The sequence below is a fragment of the Paenarthrobacter sp. MSM-2-10-13 genome, assembly GCF_011605365.1.
Taxonomy (GTDB): domain Bacteria; phylum Actinomycetota; class Actinomycetes; order Actinomycetales; family Micrococcaceae; genus Arthrobacter.
In genome coordinates this window covers 65447-86082 of the sequence record NZ_JAAOXO010000015.1, presented here as the reverse complement: position 1 = coordinate 86082, position 20636 = coordinate 65447, and the positions used below count along the sequence as shown (strand labels likewise).

Genomic DNA, 20636 nt, shown 5'->3' with positions numbered 1-20636 from the left:
ATGCCGCCTTCCCTGGGTGGCTAGATGGAATCACGCTCAACGTCGAACGCCACTGGCAAAACGTGCCACCGAATTCATCGAATGGGTCAAGGAGAACGGAAGGCACCCGCACCGCAGCGCCTGGGACCCGAAAGAACGGGCACTGGCCGGTTGGGTCGCCAGACAACGGGTCCATGCAAAGAAGCGCCAATACCCTCATCGCATCAGGGAACTCAACGCACGTCTGCCCGAAGGGAACTGCCCACCCTAGACCCGGACGACACCGGCAGGGTTACTTGTCGGCCCAGCGTTCGTGCGCAGCTTGGCGGCTGATCCCAGCGGCCCGCCCAATGTCGGTCCAGGAGGCACCGGCCGCCTTCGCGGCCGCGACAGTCTTATCCAGACGGTGCCCGGCCTGACGGTGCTCCCTGGCAGCTGCCTCCACACCGAGGATCGCCTCAGACGGTGCAATGTGGACAAGCCATTCCTCTCGGACGGCTTCCTCCACCTCGCCCGAAACGTCGGCAAACTCGCCGATCGGAACGTACTCCTTGCGGGTAGCAAGGTCAGCGTCGGCAGCCGTAAGAACTCTTTGCCACAGCTCTCCTTGCCACCCGCACGTGCAGGCACCACGCCAGCTCATGATCAGATCATTCGGGACAATCTCCTCATCGGGGTAAAACTCCCCTGCCGTCGGGTAGTTTCCGGTGATCCCGTGGACAAACATTCCTGCTCCGGTCGAACCCGACGAGAGACGCCCGTCCGGGGCGATCGCAGCAACATAGCCCTCGTGGTTGTAGTCGTTGGATGTCCATCCCATGCGTGTACACCTTACTGTCAGGGTTTCCTGACAGTAAGTCTCTCAGAGACCTCCGACAATTGTTAGGGGCCGGGCAGGCCTAACGATATAGCCGGGGAGGGAGATCGAGACCTGGACTGAGCGAGCTGCCTGGAAGAGAGCAGCCGTGGGCTGACGATCCGGATGACCGCAGTTATCTTCCACGATCTGCGGATCGTCCACTAAAGCGTATTTTCAGAAGGCGACTCGGCATGTTGTGGCCAGCTCCAGTGTGGGGAGGAACGGGTGGATGGGCCTAAAAACTCTGGTGGAGGACGGTCTGCCACACGTTTTTCCCGGACATCGAAAGATTGCCTTGTACCGGCGAATGTTTCAGTTCTACAGGGAACTTCGGGGAGCGCCTGGACGCGTCTACAGGCGTTGAGCAGCGTCTTGAGGACTGGTGAGAGACTTAAGCCCCGGCTCGTGTGACCCGGGACAGTACACTTAATGTGAGGGCAAAACCCTTACGGGTTCCAAAAAGAAAACCCGGCCTGCCAGGGCCGGGTGATCTTCAGGAGCTTGGTCAATCGGCGGGGCCGTTTGAGCAACATTCCTTGTAGTTTGAACACTTCAAGCGTAGCTCAAAAGCTCATTTTCTTAACCATGGTTAGGGAATGAGTGGCCCTGCCGCCATCTGAATGCGGCGAAAGGCACAGCATGAGCAGGCGCAAGAAGAACGATCGTTGGGCAATGACGAACTGCATTTTCACGGTGACACGTCTGATTTTGGACGTGGTTCTTTGGTTCGTCAGGGGCCCGTTTTAGTACCACCGAACTACTGAGAAGGGCTGGGCGAACGTTGTTCGCACGGCCCTTCTTGGCGTGGATGTCGTCATCGGCGTCCCGCCCAACGCGTGTTCCTGCCACTTGGCCTGTGGAGTCGCGGATAACTCTGCTGATGAAACGTCCACACCTCTACAAAGGTTGCGGGTGTCTGGCTGCTCTCGCACTCCATTACGCAGTGAAGCCCCCACTGCTACTTTGGCAGCTGCGGGGGCCTCGCTGTTCGTCCAGATCGGACGGTGGACCTTAGGAGCTGGTGAGGTCCACGACGTCGGATCCTGCGTTGGTCTTCACTGACTCAATGCCCTTCAGTGCGGCGGACTTGGTTGTGTAGGACTCGCCCGTGGCGATGACTTCACCGTTGCCGGCTTTTAAACGGAACCGGAACCCTCCAGCGCTATCTTTGTAGACTTCAAACTTTCCTGCCATGCGTGATCCTCCTTCATGATGCCCACCCCCACGGGCGGCAAATATGGGGAACTGCCCTAACGAGGCCCATCCTAACCGCGGGCACCCTCCTCATCCGGTTCAATCAACTCGGGTCCGTTGTTCCGGACACTGTTGACGCGGGTGCTGACAATGCGCGGAGTCAGGGTTGGTTCCGGCAGGGAATCAAGCAGGTGTTGGACGTCGGCTTTGTCGGTCAGGTCCGGGTCGAGCCATTCCGCGAAGCGCTCCTGCGGGATGATGACCGGGGACCGCTCGTGGACGTGTCCCAAAGCGTCCTGGCTTGTTGTGGTCAGGACCGTGCAGGTCAACAGCCACCGTTCAGGATCGTCCTCGGGCAGCTCGGGATCGGGCCAGAACTCGTACAGGCCGGCGAAGCCCAGCAACAGTTCTTTCTCGGAGAACAGGTAGTTCGGGATCTTCTTACCGTCCTCGGTCTTCTGCCATTCGTAGTAGCCCTCAGCGGGATTATCCGGTACTTCAGGGGCTGTAATTCCTTCGTCGCAGTTCAACTCGTTTAGGACACGTCTTCAACGAGCCTGCTGGTCAGCCGAAATAATACTTTTCGGTACGCCTAACTTTCCGTTATCCTCGTATCAGAACGCCCCGATGATGAGGACTGATGATGGCCGCACCCACTCTTGAAATCAAACGAGCGCCCCGAAAGGTGTGGTCACGGCTCCTGCTGCTCGGTCCGGCCTTCGTTGCCGCGATCGCCTATGTGGACCCCGGCAACGTGGCTGCGAACCTCACCGCGGGCGCGAACTACGGGTATCTGCTCGTGTGGGTTTTGGTGGTGGCCAATGCCATGGCCGTTCTCGTGCAGTACCAATCGGCGAAGCTGGGCCTGGCCACGGGGATGAGCCTTCCCGAGATTCTGGGCAAGCGGCTCGGGACGAAGCGGCGCCGACTGTACTGGGTGCAGGCTGAGATCGTCGCCGGGGCAACGGACATGGCCGAGGTCATCGGTGGCGCGGTCGCCCTGAACCTGCTGTTCGGGCTTCCGTTGCTGGCCGGAGGTGTCATCATTGGCGTGGCCTCCATGCTGCTGCTGGCGTTGCAGTCGCATCGGGGCCAGCGTTCCTTTGAATACGCGATCTTGGTGCTCCTTGGCGTGATCGCGGTTGGGTTCATGTCGGGGTTGTTCGTTAACCCGCCTGACGGCGGAGCCGCTCTGGGCGGGTTGGTTCCTCGTTTTGAGGGCACGGACACTGTCCTGCTTGCAGCGAGCATGCTGGGCGCTACGGTCATGCCGCACGCGATTTACCTGCACTCGGCCTTGGCGCGGGACCGGCATGGTTTTTCCGAGGATCCGGCCGTGAGGACGCGTCTGATCCGGGCCACCCGTTTCGACGTCGTGGGAGCTTTGCTGCTCGCTGGTGTGGTTAACATTTCGATGCTGTTGTTGGCAGCGTCCAGCCTGCGTGGCATCGAGGGAACAGACACCATCGACGGCGCCCACGCTGCAGTGACTTCAGCGTTGGGTCCGGCCATTGGCGTCATTTTCGCCGTTGGCTTGCTGGCATCGGGCCTTGCCTCAACGTCCGTCGGTTGCTACGCCGGGGCCACGATCATGGGCGGGCTGTTGAAGGTCCGGATCCCGTTGCTGACCCGCCGGGTCATTACTCTCATTCCGGCGCTGATCATTCTGGGAGCAGGTATCGAACCGACCCTCGCCCTGGTGTTGAGCCAGGTGCTGCTGAGCTTCGGCATTCCGTTCGCTTTGATCCCCCTGATTCGGCTCACCGGCAAGCGTGAGGTGATGGGCATCCATACTGATGGTAAAGCCCTGAAGATCGCCGGCTGGACCAGCGCGACTTTGATTGTCGGGCTGAACATCGTCCTCATCACGCTTACCCTCAGTGGCCAATCCTGAGACCCGGTTCGTCAGCTGAAGGCGTCCGAACCTGGGGTCGTGATTTCTACCCAGAGGGCCGCTGCCGCCTCGTTGCCAAGGACAACGTCTTTCCCGGTATCAGCGACGTGGACGGGAATTCCGGCCGTGAACGCCTTGGGTTCCTGGACGGATAGTCCGGTCCCAGGGATGAGGCCATGGTGGGCGAAGTAGCGGAGCATCTCGGAACTGTCATCCGAGACCCGACGAATTACCACTGTCAGCCCTGTCGGCACTGTGTTCAACTGCATCATGTTTTCGGTGTCGGGATATTCGCCCGATGATGGAATTGGATCGCCGTGGGGGTCGTGGCGGGGTTGCCCAAGGAGCGCATCGATCCGGGTGATGAAAGTGTCCGAGACAGCGTGTTCGAGTACTTCGGCCTCATGGTGGACTTCATCCCAGCGGTAGCCGAGTTTTTCGACAAGAAAAGTCTCCAGGAGCCGGTGCCTGCGAACCATCATCAGCGCATATTCCGTGCCGACCGGGGTAAGTTCGACTCCGCCGTAGCGGGCATGCCTGAGCAACCCTTGGGCTGTGTACTTACGGATGCCTTCAGAAGCGGTCGAAGCACTCACTCCGAGTCGCTCAGCGATCAAACCAACCGTGACCGGCTCGTCGGACCATTCCTGCGCGGACCAGACCGACTTCAAGTAGTCCTGGGCGACGGCCGTCAGGTCCGCCGCCTTGGGCGTGCTCACCGTCCGGGATGCTGTGTTGCTGGTGCCCATGTGCACGTTTCCTATGGTCGGGCTTGCTGTGATGGCGGATCTGGGTCCGGGTGATCTGCGGTGAGTCGGAAGGCAACCCACAAGCCGCAACGGCGGCAAATAAAGGCCGCCCCTGCCTCCAGGGCGTGTAGCTTTTTCCGGGCCATGCTCCTGCCGCAGCAGGAGCAGGTGCCGGAAGCGTCAGAGTCCATGGTTTTTGAGGGCCTCGGTGACCTGCTCAAGGGTCGGCAGGCCTGCAAGTCCATGCGGGGTGGCGTACACCCTGCACGCGAGATCATCGGCGACCGAGCCGGTCGGGAAGATGTCGTTGCCCTCAACAGTGATGGTCGGGGAACCGGCGAATCCCGTTCCCCTGATGTCGGAGGCGGAGTTCAGCTGCCGCATACACACGGGAATCTCGCTGCGTCCCAGGACCTTCAGGGCTGCTTCAAGGCGCTGTTGAGTTTCAGCGGTGTTGGGGCAATCATCGATATGGAGCAGTTCTATCCTCATGACTCCATTGTCCACGCGCTGAGTTCGAATTATGGCCCGGGTGTACGGGGCCATGGCGAAGCCGCTAAGCCCTGGTGTCGGGTTTCCCTGCGGTACTCACGATGCCTGCTGGCGCACGCCGCGCCGCCTGCGTCCTTGGACGAAGATAGCTTGGCAGTACGCCGATAACATCCGCTCATTACGCTATCATCGCCATATGACGATTAGATATGGCGGTTCCATGGACGAGTGCGCTCCGCTGGATCCTGCGGCGGCACTGTTTCATTCCCTCAGCGATCCAACGCGTCTGAGCATTGTGAAGCGGATGGCCGGTGGTGAGGTCCGCGTGGGTGAGCTGGCCAGTGAGCTGGGACTGGCTCAATCGACGGTGTCAGCGCATGTGGCATGCCTGCGGGACTGCCGGCTGGTGGAGGGCCGGGCCCAAGGCCGCAGCGTGTATTACTCCCTGTCCCGCCCGGAACTGATGGACATGCTCGCCCAGGCCGAGGTCCTGCTTGCCGCAACCGGCAACGCTGTGAGCCTGTGTCCGAACTATGGCACCGGGACGGCACTGGCAAACGTGGAACTGATGAAGGAGGACACCCGATGAGTGACGCTTGCTGCGGCGACGACAAGCCCGAAACTGCGGCCGAAGAGGCCGAGGAAGCAGTCGGGTTCTGGCAGGTTACTGAGATCAGGGCCGCAGCGGTCGCTGGTGTGCTGCTCCTGACCGGCTGGGTCCTGTCCCTGACGGGCGGGCCGGAATGGCTGCGCCTCGTCCTGGAAATCGGTGCGCTGCTGGTCGCGGCCTGGACGTTTGTTCCCTCCACCCTCCGTCGCCTGGTCAAGGGCAAAATCGGTGTCGGTACCCTGATGACCATCGCCGCAGCCGGGGCCGTTGCGCTGGGCGAGTTCGAGGAAGCGGCGATGCTCGCCTTCCTCTACGCCATTTCCGAAGGCTTGGAAGAATACTCGCTGGCGAAAACCCGGCGCGGCTTGCGTGCGCTGTTGGATCTGGTTCCGGCCGAAGCGACAGTCCTGCGCGGCGGGGCAGAGGTCACCGTAGACCCGGCCGAACTCGTTCCCGGTGACCGGATGGTGGTCCGCCCGGGTGAACGGCTGGCTACCGACGGTCGCATTATCACCGGCCGCACGTCGCTGGACACCTCAGCCCTGACCGGCGAATCGGTGCCCGTGGAGGCCGGGCCTGGCAGTGATGTCTACGCCGGGGCCATTAACGGCACCGGACCGCTGGAAGTCGAGGTCACCAGCACCGCGGAGAACAACTCGCTGGCCAGGACCGTGCACATCGTCGAGGCTGAACAGTCCCGCAAGGGCCCGGGCCAGCGCCTGGCCGACAACATCGCCAAGAAACTCGTCCCCGGCATTCTTATTGCCGCGGCACTGATCATCGCCTTCGGCTTCATCGTCGGTGAGCCGCTGCTGTGGTTTGAACGCGCCCTGGTCGTCCTGGTTGCCGCGTCACCGTGTGCTTTGGCGATCTCCGTCCCGGTCACCGTTGTCGCCTCCATAGGCGCTGCCAGCCGTATCGGTGTTCTCATCAAGGGCGGCGGGGCCCTGGAAACCCTCGGCAAGATCCGCACCATCGCCCTGGACAAGACCGGCACCCTGACCCGGAACAAGCCCGAAGTCATCGACGTCGTCCCAGCCGGTACCGCGACCCGCGAAGATGTCCTCGCCCTCGCGGCCGGGCTGGAGGCCCGCAGCGAACACCCCCTTGCCCGCGCCATCCTGGCCGCATCGCCTATCCGGGCAGAGGTCACCGACGTCGACACCGTGCCAGGTGCCGGACTGCAAGGAATGTTCGAGGGCAAAACCGTCCGGTTGGGCCGCCCCGGCTGGATCACCCCTGGCCCGCTGGCCGCAGAGGTCGAGCGGATGCAAAAGGCAGGTGCCACCGCCGTCCTCATCGAATCCGCCGGGGAAGTCATCGGTGCCGTCGCCGTCCGTGACGAGCTGCGTCCCGAAGCCCGGGACGTCATCGCCCGGCTGCGCGCCGCCGGATACACCACGGCCATGCTCACCGGGGACAACGCGATCACCGCCAAAGCCTTGGGCCAGGACGCCGGCATCACCGAAGTCCACGCCGACCTCCGCCCGGAAGACAAAGCCGAGATCATCCGGACCTTGAAATCCCGCCAGCCCACCGCCATGGTCGGTGACGGCGTCAACGACGCCCCGGCCCTGGCCACCGCCGACACCGGAATAGCGATGGGGGCCATGGGCACCGACGTCGCGATCGAAACCGCGGACATCGCCCTGATGGGCGAGGACCTGAACCACCTGCCCCAGATCCTGGACCACGCCCGCAGTACCCGATCCATCATGCTGCAGAACGTGGGCCTGTCCCTTCTGCTGATCGCGGTACTGATCCCGCTGGCACTGTTCGGGATCCTCGGCCTGGCCGCAGTGGTCCTGATTCACGAACTGGCCGAAATCGTCGTGATCGGCAACGGCGTCCGGGCTGGCCGCATCAAAGCCTCACGGGTGGTAAATCCCGCACCGGCATTGACGGACACTTCCCGGGTCTCCGCATGAGTGCCACGAACATCACGCGGCCCCGGACAGGACGGGCCGTCCTCGGGCTCGGCGCCCTCGCCCTGGCCGCCCTGGATCTGCTGGTCAAGACCGTTGTGGTCGAGACAATAGGTGATGGCAGGGTCTTGGACTTCGGTCTGTTCAACCTCAAGCTCGGCTACAACACCGGTGTCGCGTTAAGCCTCGGCGCCACCCTGTCACCGTGGATTGTGGTCGTTGCGACGGCAGTAATCGTGACGGCGCTGGCGGTATTCCTGTTCCGTGCGGTCCCCCGGTTCGGCACGCTTTCCCGCGCCGGCGCTGCTTTCCTTCTCGGCGGTGCACTGGGCAACCTCGTGGACCGGATGGACGGGGCAGGCGTCGTTGACTACCTGCATACCGGATGGTTCCCGACCTTCAACCTGGCTGACGTGTTCGTCGTCGGCGGAGTGGGCCTGCTGATTCTGGGCACAATACTGTTCCCCGCCGCGCGCAGGGAAGAGGACTGAATCGTTGGACATTGGTGAGTACTTTGCCTCGACGGTGACCTCCGGGGCCCTGATCCTGGCGCTGCCCCTGGCCGCCGCAGCAGGTCTGGTGTCGTTCCTCTCCCCGTGCATCCTTCCGCTGGTTCCCGGCTACCTGGGCTTCGTCTCAGGGCTCACGGACCCTACCCAGCCGCGGAACAGGCGGCGCGTCCTCTCGGGGGTGGCACTGTTCATCCTGGGCTTCGGCGCCGTCTTCACCCTCTACGGGGCAGCTTTCGGAGCCATCGGCTCCTGGCTGATCCGCTGGCAGGACCTGCTCATGAGGGGACTGGGCGTGGTGGTGATCATCATGGGCCTGGTCCTGCTCGGACGGTTTCCATGGCTCCAGCAAACCCGCAAATTCCAGGGTCCGGGACGCGGCGGGCTCTCCGGCGCCCCGCTCCTGGGTATCGTCTTCGGCCTCGGATGGACCCCCTGCATGGGGCCAACGCTCAGCGCCGTGCTCAGCCTGAGCGTCACCGCGGGCAGTGCCTGGCGCGGGGCACTGCTGGCCTTCATCTATTGCCTGGGGCTGGGCATCCCCTTCGTCCTTGTTGCTCTGGGCCTGAACTGGGTCTCCAAGGTCCTGTCGGTGGTCCGGAAGCATATTCGGGCCATCAACATCGGCGGCGCCGTCATGCTCATCGTCTTGGGCGTCCTGATGGTTACCGGGGTGTGGGTTCAATGGATCTACCAGCTGCAGAACCTGGCAGGGACGTTCCTGATGCCCGTCTAGCCACCGCAACCCCGCACACAGACACGACAAGCAAGGACTGAGAGCATGATCAACCAACCAGAACCGCTGCGGCGTCCCGGACGCCGCACCATCCTGGGCCTGGGCGCGGCAGTACTTGCCCCCGCCGGCTGTGCAGCCCCGGACGATCTGGCCCAGCAGGCCAAGGCCGGCGATGACAAGAACTACATCGCCGGAGACGGGTCGGTCAACGAATACCCGCCCGCCTCACGCGGGGTCGCGGTCGCCTTGGAAGGCCGGCTGTTTGACGGGCAGGAAGTTGATGCCCGGGACTGGGCGGGCAAGGTCGTGGTCCTCAATTTCTGGTACGCGGCCTGCGCTCCGTGCCGGGCGGAGGCCCCGGACTTGGCCGCCCTGCACACGGAATTCAAAGACCAAGGCGTCTTGTTCTACGGCGTCAACGTCCGCGACGATGCCGCGACCGCCGCAGCTTTCGAACGGACCTTCAAGGTCGACTACCCCAGCTTTGATGACAGTGACGGCGGCATCCTGCTGGCCATGACCGAGTACGTCCCGCCCCGTGCAGTCCCCACCACCCTGGTACTGGACACTCAGGGCCGCGTCAGTGCCCGGATCCTGGGGATCTCGCAAAAAGGAACCCTGAAGGCACTGATCACTACCGCAGCTGCGGGATCATGAATACCAAGCCCGCCACCAGAACACCTAAAGGACTACTGCCATGACCAGCACCGCGAAATCCGCTGCGAACGTGAAACCCGCCGACCATGCCGTTGCTTCAGCTGCCGCGGGGCCGGATATTCCCCGCATGACCCGCAACAAGCCATTTGGCTGGCTCCTGGTCATCACCGGCGTCATCGGCTGGCTCGCCTCCGGCGCCCTGGTCCTGGAGAAACTCGAAGTACTCAAGGACCCGGGCTATAAAACCGTCTGCGACGTCAATCCTTGGATTTCCTGCGGCCAGGTCATGCAGACCTGGCAGAGTTCCGTTTTCGGGTTCCCCAACATGTTCATCGGGATCGTGGCGTTCGCCGTCATCATCACCACCGGCATGGCACTGCTTTCAGGCGCAACGTTCGCCCGCTGGTACTGGGCCGGGCTGCAGGCCGGTGTCACGCTTGGCTTTGCTTTCGTCGTGTGGCTATGGTCCCAGGCCCTGTACTCGATCCACATCCTCTGCCCCTTCTGCATGATTGTCTGGTCGGCAATGATTCCCCTGTTCGTCTGGGTCACGGCCCGGAACATCAACCATGGAGTCATCAAAGTACCCGCCGGCACGGCCAGCGTTGTCGGTGAATTCGGCTGGATCATTACCGCGCTGCTCTACGTGGCTGCTACCGCAACCATCTTCTTCGCCTTCAGCCACGTCTTCCTGGGCACATCAGGACTCTGAGGGTCGGACATCCAGGCGAGGCGATGGTCGAGGCTTACATCCATCCCTGCGGATTCACGGTCTGACCGTTGAGCAGTACCTCGAAGTGCAGATGGCAACCGGTGGAGTTGCCGGTGGTTCCGGCCGCGGCCAGCCGCTGGCCGGGGGTTACGGTCGCGCCGACTGAGGTTTCGATGGAGGCCAGGTGGTTGTAAGTACTCTTCAGGCCGTTGCCGTGGTCCACCACAATTCTGTTCCCGCCACCGTAGGGGGACCATCCGGCCTCCACGACGGTCCCGGCTCCGGCGGCGAACACTGCGGTCTGGCAGGCCGCCACGAGGTCAAGGCCGGTGTGCAGCTCCCCGGCGCCGGAGATCGGGGACGTGCGAATACCGAAGGGTGAGCTGACCGACATGCCGGCCAGGGGCGCCCCGAGCCGGGCGGCTGAGACAGGTTGCGCGGGAGCGGGAGCCGCAGCAACGGACTTGGGTGCAACCGCACCGGAAGCAGCCACCTCGGTCTTGGCCGGTACCGGCAACGGCGCCTGCTTGGTGGTGACAGCCGGCCGTTCATAACTGATTGAAGCCCCCACGGGGGCCTGGACGGGGGCGCCGGCAGTGACGGTCCCCGACGCCTGCACGGCAGGAACTGTACTGCTGGGGGCCGGGCCGGCATGGGCGGCGGTGAGCGCTGCAGTCAAAAGCGCGGCCACGCTCAGTGTGGCCGCTGCGGTGACCTGTTTGCGCCGGCTCGCCCGCGTCCCTGCCTCTGGCAGGGGCCGGTGGCGGCCGGTAGTGGGGGACATTATCGGGACGGCCGTGCGGGGCGCGAATCCGGAGGTTGGCTTTCGGCGGCGGCCATGGGGGGATACAGAAGGCAAGGGGGATCGATCCTTTCGGTTCGCCTGCGAAGTTAGCTGTCGGGTTCGGGCCAAGGAAAAAGCCCGGCCGTGCCCGGCGGCTTTCAGGCCACCGACATCACGGCTTCACCCCAAGGCAGGCTTGCTGCCGATTCTGGGTCCTCCACCCCCGCCGTTAAAAAGGGATAGTCGTTTGATGCCCCCGGCGGGGTCCAGCGTGGGGCATCAAGGGTCTCAGTACAGAAAAACCTGAACTAATAGTAGCCGCAAAACGTCATCGTTACAATTTCGTGACACTACTTTCCCGTGTCGCGCAAGAGTCGCCGCTGTTTGGTGGGCGGCATGGAACTGTTGAGCATCTCTTCAGATGTGCAGCCAACGGGTCAACGAGTCCCCCCGGAGGATGGTTCCCGAGTGCCGCGCTTTCTGTCGTACGGGATATCCCTGACCGCCCTGCACGGGCGCTGCCCGGTGCCGGGCTCAGAGTCCCATTGAGTCCAGCAGGGCGTCTTCTTCCTCGGCGCGGGAGCGTTTGCGCGGGGAGGGATGACGGGCGTGCTGGACGGTGCTTGCTGTCTCCGCGGATTCGTCGAGGGTTTCCCGTTCTTCGCGGTGGATGCGGGCCTGTTGACGTGCCATGTAGCCGAAGCCCACGAACGCCAGGATCCCGAAGGTGATCCACTGCAGGGCGTAGGACAGGTTCGATCCTTCCTTGACGGCAGGCGGGGCGAGTTGTTGGGGAACGACAGCGGGTTGCGGGGACTCCAAGGCCATGACCCCGTAGCTGCCTGCCATCAACGGGTACTCCAGTTGGCTCGCGTAGTAGGGCAGGTCGATGCTGGCCAACTGGCCCGCCGGGGCGTCACGGCCAAGATCGGGTTCGGAGGGTTTGATGCGCACGACCGCGGAGACCTCGCCTGTCGGCGGGGCGGGCACGGCATCGGGGTATCCGGGCCGGGCGTTGCCGATCGGCAGCCAGCCCCGGTTGATCGCGATCGTTTCACCGGAGGCCAGACGGAACGGGACCACTACTTCGTATCCGGCAACGGAGTTGTTGGGACGGTTCCTGACGATTCTCTGGTCCTCGGCGAGGTACCGTCCGGACACTGCCACGGTCGTCCACTTCGCGTCGGGGTCGGCGACGTTGAAGTACGCGCGGGCATCCTGAAACGGCACCGGGGTTTTGTCGTAGTTCTGCTGGACCCTGCGGATTTCGGCCACGGTCTGATTCCGGCGCTCCATCTGCCAGTTCCCCAGCCCGATGCACGCTGCGGCGAAAAGTGCGGCCAGCAGCAGCCAACCCGCCCAACGCCAGGACAGAAGGAACCTATACGTCACCCTGTTCCTCCTGAAGCTGCCACTGACCTGCTAACAGTGCCCGGATGGCCGTCGCCTCGGCGGCAAGGCGGTGGTCTTCTCCGCGGGCCAGGAGGCCGTATTCGACCATCGTCCTGCCGTCCTCGTGAGTGCCGGTACGGACCCATACCCGGCGCCGGTTCACATACAGGGAGACCATGAGCCCTGCCACGGCCAGCAGCGAAAATACCAGCACCCAGCCCTGGGCGGGGGTACTGCGTACATCCACCCCGATGTAGCGTTTAAGCCCGTCGAAGCTGATGCTTCCCTTGCCTTCGGGCAGCGTGTACGTGGCACCGGGTTGAAGCGTGATGCCGCCGGCGGGAAGGTCCCTGCCGTTGAGTTGGGTCAGCTTGGCCACGTCCAGGACGTACACGTTTTGCGGCGCTCCGGTGTCCAGCCCGAGGTCCCCGTAGTACGAGTTCAGGCTCAGCTGCGGGTTCAGGGGATCGGGGTCGAAGCTGTAGGACACGCCCTGGTCGTTCTTGATGGCCGAGGGCAGGAAGAACCCGACAAAGCCCAGCTGGGATGGTGCGGCGTCCGGGACCTTGAGGACCACCGAAGAGGTGTAGACCCCGTCGTTGGGGATGGACACCACGGGACCGCTGAACGCGGTTTTCCCGGTGCCGTCCTTGACGGTGACGACCGGGGCGTAGCCGTTGCCGACCAAGAACACCCCGGTTTCGCCGAAATAGACCGGTTCGTTGACTTTCAGGGTCTGTTCCCGTGCCGGGGACTCCGCTCCGTCCTTGGTGCTCAGCTCGGCGGTGAAGTCGATCGGCTGGCCGAACTGCTGGCGTGATTCCCTGTCGAAACGGACCTCGAAGCTCTCCAAAGTGACGGCGAAAGGATCCAGCCAGGCGGTGTTGAAGTTGGTTCCCGGGGTGAAGGCATCGTAGCTGACCAGGGTATTGACGAAAGTGCCGCCTTCGATGAGGATCTTCTGTCCCCGGTAGCCGAACATCCCGCCGATGGCCACACACACCAGCACCCCGATCAGCGAGGTGTGGAACACCAGGTTGCCGGCCTCCTTCAAAAACCCCCGCTCGGCACCCAGAGAGGGACGCAGCCCATCCCGGTCCCTGACCTCGACCCGGTAGCCGCGCTTCCTCAACACCCCGGCGGCCTCAGTTATAGCGGCGGCAGCGTGGATGCCGGCGTCGGCGGGCAGCACCAGGGTGCCGTACTCCGGCAGCCGCGAAAGGCGCTTTGGGGTACGTGGGGGTTGGGAGCGCAAGGCTTTGTAGTGGGTGCGGGCCCTGGGAACGACACAGCCGATCAGGGAGATGAAGAGCAGGATGTAGATGGCTGAGAACCACACGGAGGAGTAGACATCGAACATCTGCAACGCGTCCAGGACCGGGCCGTAGGCGGGGTTGTCCTTGATGTACCGGGTAACGAGGGCAGGATTGGCTGATCGTTGCGGGAACAGCGAGCCCGGCACGGCGCCCACTGCGAGCAGGAGCAGCAGGAACAGGGCCGTGCGCATGCTGGTCAGCTGCCGCCAGGCCCAGCGCAGCATGCCAACGGGTCCCAATGCCGGCAGTACGGGGTCCGGCACCTGATCGGCGGGCGGCGTTGAAGTGTCAGGTACTGTCATCGCCGGCGCACCGGACGGTTGGCCAGCTGACGCAGGTACTCGTTGTAAGCGTCCAGGTCCGGGGTGCCGTCGACGGCCGCCTTACGCTCGGACCTGACCCATCCCTTGGCCTCGTCCCGTTGCCAGCGAACCAGGATAAACATCAACAACAGCACTCCCGGCAGCTCCCCGTACGACCAGGCCAACCCGCCGGCCAGTCCCTGGTCCTGCATCGGATCCACGTTCCAACTTTCCGGCGGCGCAGCGAAGAACTTAACCATCGGCGCGGTGGCCATCATGATCACGACACCGAAAAAGGCATGCAACGGCATCTCGGCAAAAATGTCCAACAGCCGGCCGAAATGCGTCTGCCTGCTCGGCAGCGGGTCAGCGGAAATCAGCGGCACCGTGAACAGGATGCCCGCGGCAAGGAACAACAATTCCAACCCGACGTGGCCGTACCAGTTCGGCAACAGCAGGTCCGCGAGCCCGGAAAAATAGACCCCGTAGAAGCTGAGCAGGAACAGCGGCACCATGAAAGCCGGGTGAATGGCCAACCGGCCCCAACGGGACCGCAGGCCCCAGAGGGCAACCTTCAGGACCGGTCGGCCCAACAGGCCGTGCGGGGTCGCCCGCAGCAGCAAGGTGCCGGGGGAGCCGATGACCAACAGGGGCGGGACAGCCATCATCAGGGTCAGCTGCTGGAACATGAAAATGGAGAACATCCGCAGCCCGTACCCTTCGATACCTGCTCCCATGACGACGATGATGGCCAGGCAGCCGAACAGGAACGATGCTGTGCGTATCGGGGACCAGTGCCGGCCCTGCCGCCAGAGACTGATCGCGCCAGCTAGATAGAAGACCGCCGCCAGCAGCGTCAAGGCAGGGATCAGCGGAACAGGCTGCAGGTTCGGGGCGAGATACTCCCCCAGCGACGGCGGCAGCGAGGGAAGCCAGACCGGGCCCTCGACTCCGGGCTCGGCCATGTCAGTGCCCCCGTCCGGCCGTGGTGGCCTGGTCAGGGGCGGGAATTAGTTGTTGCTGACCATCTTCAGGCGGTCCTGACCGGCATGTCCGACGTGAGTGAGACCAAGATCGAGCAGCATGCGCACGTGCGAGTCGGCCAATGAATAGTAGGCCATACGGCCGGCCCGACGGACCTGCACCACCCGCGGGCCGCGCAGCAGGCGCAGCGCATGGGAAACACCTGATTCGCTCAACCCTGTGGTGGCGGCCAAATCGCACACGCACATCTCCCCTTCGAGCAGCGCGATAAGGATCCTGACCCGTCCCGGGTCCGAGAGCAGCCCGAAAATCTCCGCAAGATCCGTCACGTCCGTGTCCGCTGGCATTCGGGACCGGACGGCCTCGACCTTTTCGGCATCGACCAGCCGAACGGCGCAGTCGCTGCCCGGCTGGCTGGGCGTCGGCGCTGCCTGTGCTGTTCCGGTCATTCATAAAGACTACCTCTACCTGCTAATGCGTCGCATTTGCCTTCTGACGTGCGGTCCGTCCCTGAACGGGTCGTACTGCCTGGATCAGGAAGTGTCCGTCGGCCACCGATTAACGTCTGAACAACTCTACAGATAATCTTGAATGGCGCCGGACTGCATCGGCGTCGCCTGACTCCCAGGCCATGGAGGGGCAGGTACGGGACCAGCGTTAAGGAACCATTGTGGCTTTGAAAGCCCCCGCTGCCAGCGGCAGCCCAACCACCTCGCCGAAATTGCGGTGGCTGGCCGCGGCCGGCGTGATCGCCGTGGTCGTGGTCCTGGTGGCGACGGCCTACGGCAGGGGGACCTTGCCGGCGGAAACCCGGGATCCCGGCGCTTTGGTCCGGTGGGGCTACGGCGTGGCCCAGACAGTGCAGAACGTAGCAGCGGCGGCCACCATCGGCGCCCTGGTCTTCGCGGCCTTCATTGTGCCGCCGGTACTGCGGGGCCGCAGGGGCGGCGGATCCGGGTCCCGTACGACAGGCATATCGGCGGCGGAGATCGCGGCCGCTGATGAGCATCCGGCGTTCAGCCGGATCATGGTGCTGGCCTCGGTGGCGAGCCTGGTCTGGACTCTTTCGGCCGGGGCGGTGCTGGTGTTCAGTTTCGCTGATATTGCCGGCGTTCCGGTTTCGGGCAGCCGCGAGTTCGCGGCCCAGATCGTCTCCTACATCACTGAGCTTCCCAACGGTGCGGCCTGGCTGTGGGTCGTTATCATCGCCGCGGTCGTTGCCACCTTGACCTTTGGCGTGCGCTCCAGCGCCGGCCTGGCCGCCGCAGCCCTGCTCGCGGTGGGCGGCCTAGTGCCGGTGGTGCTGATCGGCCACGCCGCCGGCGGCAACGATCACGAGCAGGCCATCAACTCCCTGGGTCTGCACCTGGTCGGGGTGTGCCTATGGCTGGGCGGCCTGATCGCACTGGCCGTGGGCGGGACGGCCTTCGGCAAAGACACCGCAGAAGTCCTCAAACGGTTTTCCACCCTGGCCGGCTTCGCCTTTGTCCTCGTCGTGGCTTCGGGAATCATCAATGCCGCCATCCGCATCGAGCTGCCGGCCGGTCTTGCCTCCCCCTACGGGGTTCTGCTCATCTCGAAGACGACGGCGGCCATCGCCTTGGGGGCCATCGGATACCTGCACCGGAAACGGCTTATTCCCGCCCTCAGCGTGAAGAACCGGACCGGCCAAGCCAACCGGTTGCTGTGGCGCTTCATTGTGGTGGAACTGCTGATCATGGGCGCCGTCAGCGGGCTCGCCGCCGCCCTGAGCCGGACCCCGCCACCGGCCGGGGAAGACATCCGGCCGGCCCTGACGCCCGCGGAGATTCTCACCGGATACCTCCTGCCACCGGAACTGACACCCGAACGCTGGTTCACCATCTGGCGGCCGGACTGGCTCTGGATCGCATTCGCCGTGTTCGCCGCGTACCTCTATCTGCGCGCGGCGCAGCGTCTGCGCCGCCGCGGGGACAGCTGGCCGTGGATCCGCAGCGTCGCCTGGCTCGTGGGCCTGGCAGCGCTGGTGTTCTTCACCTCGGGCGGGCCGTCCGTGTATGGGCGGATCCTGTTCAGCGCCCACATGCTCGACCACATGGCCCTGACCATGGTCGTTCCGGTCTTCCTCGTCCTCGGAGCCCCGGTCACCCTGGCACTGCGGACCCTGACACCCCGCCGCGACGGCTCCCGCGGACCACGCGAGTGGCTCATGGTCCTGATCCATTCCCGGGTGGCGGCCATCGTGACCCACCCCTTGTTCGTCGCCGCCAATTTCGCCGGATCCATCGTCCTGTTCTACTACTCCGACGCCTTCGGCTTCGCACTTAGGGAGCACGTCGGGCACGAACTCATGACGGTCCACTTCGTGATTACCGGCTACCTGTTCGTCCTGTCGATGATCGGCACCGACCCCGTCCCGCGCCGCGCCCCCTACCCGCTCCGGCTGCTGCTGCTCCTGGCCACCATGGCCTTCCACGCCTTCTTCGGCGTCACGTTAATGGGGTCAACCACCCTGATCCAACCCGAGTGGTTCACCGAACTGGGCCGCGACTGGGGCGCCCCGCCCTTGGAGGACCAGCAGATGGCCGGTGCGATTACCTGGGGCATCGGCGAAGTCCCGACCTTGCTGATTGCCATTGGCGTGGCCGTCATGTGGTCACGTTCGGACGCCCGCGAAATGCGGCGCAGTGACAGGGCGGCTATCCGCACCAACGATGCCGACTTGGACGCCTACAATGCCATGCTCGCCCAACTGGAGGAACGCGACACCAGGAACCGGGGCCATGACAGAAACGCCTAGCCAGGGCAAAGCGTGGAAAAGAATCAGTACAGAACTTCCTGAATCCAAGAAATTCTGTAACATAACGGGTATGCGCATACTTTCCACGATTGACGTGTTGGCCCGGTTCGGGAAAGCCCTCGCGGACCCGACCAGGGCCGCGGTCCTGCTGCAGCTCAAGGACGGTCCGGCGTTCCCCTCGGATCTGGCTGAGAGCATCGGGGTCAGCCGCCAGATCCTCTCCAACCATCTGGCCTGCCTGCGGGACTGCGGCCTGGTCGCCGCGGAGCCGGCCGGGCGCCGGGTCCGCTACGAACTCGCCGACGCGAAACTGGCCCACGCGCTGGATGACCTGCTGGGCACCATCCTGACCGTGGACACCATCTGCGGCTGCGCCGAACCAGCGCATGACCAGGACACCACCACTGGGCCCTTCGCTTCCGCCGGGGTCCGCTCATGAGCGGCCACGAGCACGACCACGCCGCCGAAGCCACTGCCCGGCGCGGCAAACTCATCGCGGTCTTCGCCATCACCTTCACCGTAATGATTGCCGAGATCATCGGCTCCGCGCTGACCGGCAGCCTCGCGCTCCTGGCCGACGCCGGCCACATGTTTACCGACTCGGCCGGACTACTGATCGCCCTCATTGCCGCGTCCCTGGCGTTGAAACCGGCCACACTGAAGCGCACCTGGGGTTACAAGCGCGCCGAAATCATTGCCGCCGCCGGGCAGGCCGCGCTGCTGCTGGCTGTCGGCGGCTTCGTCATCGTCGAAGGCATCCGCCGGCTCTTCGAACCCCCGGAAATCGGCGAATCCACCATGCTCTGGTTCGGCATCATTGGCCTGGTCGGCAATGCCATCGGCCTGCTCATCCTTGCCTCGGGCCGGAACCACAACTTCAACATGAAGGCAGCCTTCCTGGAGGTCCTCAACGACGCCCTCGGGTCCGTTGCCGTCATCGCTGCCGCCATCATCATTGCTCTGACCGGATGGCTTCAGGCTGACGCCCTGGTGTCCTTGCTGATCGGCGTCCTGATCATCCCGCGCACCCTCAAGCTTCTTCGCGACACCGTGAACGTGCTCATGGAATCCACTCCCAAAGGCCTGGACCTGGCCAAGGTGCGGGAGCACATCCTGGCCCTGCCCCACGTCATCGACGTACACGACCTTCATGCCTCACTCGTGGCCTCCGGAACCCCGGTCCTGTCCGCCCACGTCACCGTCGAGGACAACTGCATGACCGACGGGCATGCCGCCAGCATTCTGGCGGACCTGCAGGACTGCGTGGCCCAGCACTTCGACATCAGCGTCGAACACTCCACCTTCCAGATCGAACCCGCCTCCCACCGCGACCAGGAAAGCATCCACCACTGATGACACAAACCAAAACCCCTCCCCCTCCCATGGACACCGCCAAGAAAGCCAGGGTCTTCATCTGGGTCCTGCTGGCCGTCCTCGTCGCCGTCGGGGTGATCTGGTACACCGTGTTCACGCTGAACAAACCCGCCCCGGCCGCCCCGGCGCCGTCCGCGGCCGCGGAAGCCCAACTGGTCCGCGACGACAGCCACCGCGTCACCTCCCCGGCGACCGAAAAGGCCCAGCTGGTGGAATTCCTGGACTTCGAATGCGAAGCCTGCCTTGCCGCACAGCCGTTAGTGGAGGAACTGAAGAAGGAATTCGGTGACCGGATCACCTTCGTCAACCGCTACTTCCCCTTGCCGGCGCACCGTAACTCAGCCACCGCAGCCCTCGCTGTGGAAGCCGCCGCCCAGCAGGGCAAGTACGAGCAAATGTATGCCAAGATGTTCGAAACCCAGCCGCAATGGGGCGAGAAGACCGAGTCCCAGGCGCCGCTGTTCCGTACCTTTGCCCAGGAGCTCGGACTGGACCTGGTCGCCTATGACGCCGCCGTGGCCGATGACAAGACCAAGGAACGGATCAAGAAGGACATCGCCGACGGCACCGCTCTCGGGGTCAAGGGAACTCCGACGTTCTTCCTCAACGGCGAAATGTTGACCTTGCAAACCGAAGAACAATTCCGGCAGCTGCTCGCAGACGCCGCAAAATAGAGGCCAGCAGCACAGGTGTACCGGGCATTATTGCCCCCAAAATCGGCATTCTACATAACGTAGAACAAATAGTTTCCCCGAAAGGAGTGGTGCGCGATGACTTCTGCGCGTGCACCATTCCGCATCCCCAGAGCCACTGCGGTTGCGGTGACGGTCCTGACCTTGGCGGCCGCAGCGCATGTCCTGGCCGGCGGTGAACTCCCGGCCTTTCCGGTGATAACCGCTCTGGCAGCTGTCGTTGCGCTGTCGGCAGTAATGTTGGCGGGCCGGAAAATGACGGCCCCCGTCCTGGCCGCATATCTTGGCATTGGTCAGGCGGCGCTGCACCTGGCCTTCTCGGCGTTGTCCGGACCCGGGACGCCCACACCCGCCGTCGCCCACCACGGTGAATTGCCCGGCGGCACGGGAAGCGTCGCCGCCGGGGCGCCGCATGACCACCTGAGCGCAGATGCCAGCCTCGGAATGCTCGGCATGCACGTGGCCGCGGTTCTCGTTACCGCTCTTCTGATGGCGCGGGGGGAATCTGCACTATGGGCCCTGGCCGCCTGGCTGCGGCCCTTGGTGGAAACGCTTGAACCGTCTGCAATCCCGGCGTGCCGTTATGTTCCGCTCATTGCGGCCGAGGCCCTCTCTCTGCGGTGGAAGGTTCTGCTCCGACCGCCCGTGCGGGGACCTCCGCTGTGCGCGTTCGCCGGCACGTACTGAGCATGCGTTT

Annotated in this window: 22 protein-coding genes and 1 riboswitch; of the genes, 12 read left to right on the top strand and 10 right to left on the bottom strand. The window is 64.0% G+C overall.

Annotation, left to right across the window (positions count from 1 at the left end; translation table 11 throughout):
• Positions 1–271: 271 nt before the first annotated feature.
• The 3 genes from HAV21_RS20755 to HAV21_RS20745 all read right to left on the bottom strand — a co-directional run bounded on the left by HAV21_RS20755 (position 272) and on the right by HAV21_RS20745 (position 2562).
• Positions 272–799 carry a hypothetical protein gene (locus tag HAV21_RS20755; protein ID WP_166842994.1) on the bottom strand — a complete coding sequence of 176 codons (528 nt, stop codon included), beginning with the start codon at positions 797–799 and terminating at the stop codon, positions 272–274.
• Positions 800–1849: 1050 nt separating this feature from the next.
• On the bottom strand, positions 1850–2032 hold the full coding sequence (locus HAV21_RS20750; protein WP_166842993.1) for a DUF1508 domain-containing protein: 183 nt from the start codon (positions 2030–2032) through the stop codon (positions 1850–1852).
• A 71-nt stretch (positions 2033–2103) separates the two neighbouring features.
• Positions 2104–2562, bottom strand: coding sequence for an SOS response-associated peptidase family protein (locus HAV21_RS20745; RefSeq protein WP_243753409.1), 459 nt, complete (start codon positions 2560–2562; stop codon positions 2104–2106).
• Between the two features lie 113 nt (positions 2563–2675).
• Between HAV21_RS20745 and HAV21_RS20740 the strand changes: the two genes are divergently transcribed.
• Positions 2676–3926 carry an Nramp family divalent metal transporter gene (locus HAV21_RS20740; RefSeq protein WP_166843024.1) on the top strand — a complete coding sequence of 417 codons (1251 nt, stop codon included), beginning with the start codon at positions 2676–2678 and terminating at the stop codon, positions 3924–3926.
• 11 nt (positions 3927–3937) lie between these two features.
• Here HAV21_RS20740 and HAV21_RS20735 read toward each other — a convergent pair whose 3' ends face one another.
• Positions 3938–4675, bottom strand: a complete 738-nt coding sequence (locus HAV21_RS20735) for a metal-dependent transcriptional regulator (RefSeq protein WP_166842992.1) — start codon at positions 4673–4675, stop codon at positions 3938–3940.
• Positions 4676–4855: 180 nt separating this feature from the next.
• Complete coding sequence (locus HAV21_RS20730; RefSeq protein WP_166842991.1) at positions 4856–5167, bottom strand: thioredoxin family protein; 312 nt, start codon at positions 5165–5167, stop codon at positions 4856–4858.
• Positions 5168–5363: 196 nt separating this feature from the next.
• On the opposite strand from HAV21_RS20730, the gene HAV21_RS20725 reads away from it, so the two are divergent.
• From HAV21_RS20725 to HAV21_RS20700, 6 genes are read left to right on the top strand one after another with little or no spacing between them, the layout of a single operon-like run.
• Positions 5364–5756, top strand: coding sequence for a metalloregulator ArsR/SmtB family transcription factor (locus HAV21_RS20725; RefSeq protein ID WP_166842990.1), 393 nt, complete (start codon positions 5364–5366; stop codon positions 5754–5756).
• On the top strand, positions 5753–7705 hold the full coding sequence (locus tag HAV21_RS20720) for a cation-translocating P-type ATPase (RefSeq protein ID WP_166842989.1): 1953 nt from the start codon (positions 5753–5755) through the stop codon (positions 7703–7705). Before HAV21_RS20725 ends, HAV21_RS20720 begins: the two co-directional genes overlap by 4 nt.
• Positions 7702–8193: a signal peptidase II gene (lspA, locus tag HAV21_RS20715; RefSeq protein ID WP_166842988.1), complete on the top strand. Its 492-nt coding sequence runs from the start codon at positions 7702–7704 to the stop codon at positions 8191–8193. Before HAV21_RS20720 ends, lspA begins: the two co-directional genes overlap by 4 nt.
• A gap of 4 nt (positions 8194–8197) precedes the next feature.
• Positions 8198–8947 (top strand): cytochrome c biogenesis protein CcdA, encoded by a 750-nt coding sequence (locus HAV21_RS20710; protein ID WP_166842987.1) that lies wholly within the window; start codon positions 8198–8200, stop codon positions 8945–8947.
• Between the two features lie 45 nt (positions 8948–8992).
• Positions 8993–9604, top strand: coding sequence for a TlpA disulfide reductase family protein (locus tag HAV21_RS20705; protein ID WP_166842986.1), 612 nt, complete (start codon positions 8993–8995; stop codon positions 9602–9604).
• A 40-nt stretch (positions 9605–9644) separates the two neighbouring features.
• On the top strand, positions 9645–10316 hold the full coding sequence (locus HAV21_RS20700) for a vitamin K epoxide reductase family protein (protein WP_166842985.1): 672 nt from the start codon (positions 9645–9647) through the stop codon (positions 10314–10316).
• A 34-nt stretch (positions 10317–10350) separates the two neighbouring features.
• Here HAV21_RS20700 and HAV21_RS20695 read toward each other — a convergent pair whose 3' ends face one another.
• The 5 genes from HAV21_RS20695 to HAV21_RS20675 all read right to left on the bottom strand — a co-directional run bounded on the left by HAV21_RS20695 (position 10351) and on the right by HAV21_RS20675 (position 15543).
• Positions 10351–11100, bottom strand: a complete 750-nt coding sequence (locus HAV21_RS20695) for a M23 family metallopeptidase (RefSeq protein ID WP_166842984.1) — start codon at positions 11098–11100, stop codon at positions 10351–10353.
• An 82-nt stretch (positions 11101–11182) separates the two neighbouring features.
• A riboswitch (cyclic di-AMP (ydaO/yuaA leader) is annotated at positions 11183–11356 on the bottom strand.
• 278 nt (positions 11357–11634) lie between these two features.
• Positions 11635–12492: an SURF1 family protein gene (locus HAV21_RS20690; protein WP_166842983.1), complete on the bottom strand. Its 858-nt coding sequence runs from the start codon at positions 12490–12492 to the stop codon at positions 11635–11637.
• Positions 12482–14110, bottom strand: coding sequence for a cytochrome c biogenesis protein ResB (locus tag HAV21_RS20685; protein WP_166842982.1), 1629 nt, complete (start codon positions 14108–14110; stop codon positions 12482–12484). Before HAV21_RS20685 ends, HAV21_RS20690 begins: the two co-directional genes overlap by 11 nt.
• Positions 14107–15075 (bottom strand): cytochrome c oxidase assembly protein, encoded by a 969-nt coding sequence (locus HAV21_RS20680; RefSeq protein ID WP_166842981.1) that lies wholly within the window; start codon positions 15073–15075, stop codon positions 14107–14109. Before HAV21_RS20680 ends, HAV21_RS20685 begins: the two co-directional genes overlap by 4 nt.
• A 45-nt stretch (positions 15076–15120) precedes the next feature.
• On the bottom strand, positions 15121–15543 hold the full coding sequence (locus HAV21_RS20675; protein WP_166842980.1) for a metalloregulator ArsR/SmtB family transcription factor: 423 nt from the start codon (positions 15541–15543) through the stop codon (positions 15121–15123).
• 221 nt (positions 15544–15764) lie between these two features.
• Here HAV21_RS20675 and HAV21_RS20670 point away from each other — a divergent pair, with 221 nt between their 5' ends.
• The 5 genes from HAV21_RS20670 (at position 15765) to HAV21_RS20650 (ending at position 20626) form a co-directional block, all read left to right on the top strand.
• Positions 15765–17873, top strand: coding sequence for a cytochrome c oxidase assembly protein (locus HAV21_RS20670; RefSeq protein ID WP_166842979.1), 2109 nt, complete (start codon positions 15765–15767; stop codon positions 17871–17873).
• A gap of 70 nt (positions 17874–17943) precedes the next feature.
• Positions 17944–18312, top strand: a complete 369-nt coding sequence (locus HAV21_RS20665; protein ID WP_166842978.1) for a metalloregulator ArsR/SmtB family transcription factor — start codon at positions 17944–17946, stop codon at positions 18310–18312.
• Entirely contained in the window at positions 18309–19226 is a 918-nt protein-coding gene (locus tag HAV21_RS20660; RefSeq protein WP_166842977.1) for a cation diffusion facilitator family transporter, read from the top strand. The genes HAV21_RS20665 and HAV21_RS20660 overlap by 4 nt, the downstream gene beginning before the upstream one ends.
• A complete protein-coding gene (locus tag HAV21_RS20655) occupies positions 19226–19921 on the top strand; it encodes a thioredoxin domain-containing protein (RefSeq protein ID WP_166842976.1) in 696 nt (231 codons plus the stop codon). The genes HAV21_RS20660 and HAV21_RS20655 overlap by 1 nt, the downstream gene beginning before the upstream one ends.
• A gap of 96 nt (positions 19922–20017) precedes the next feature.
• A complete protein-coding gene (locus HAV21_RS20650; protein ID WP_166842975.1) occupies positions 20018–20626 on the top strand; it encodes a hypothetical protein in 609 nt (202 codons plus the stop codon).
• Positions 20627–20636: the final 10 nt, after the last annotated feature.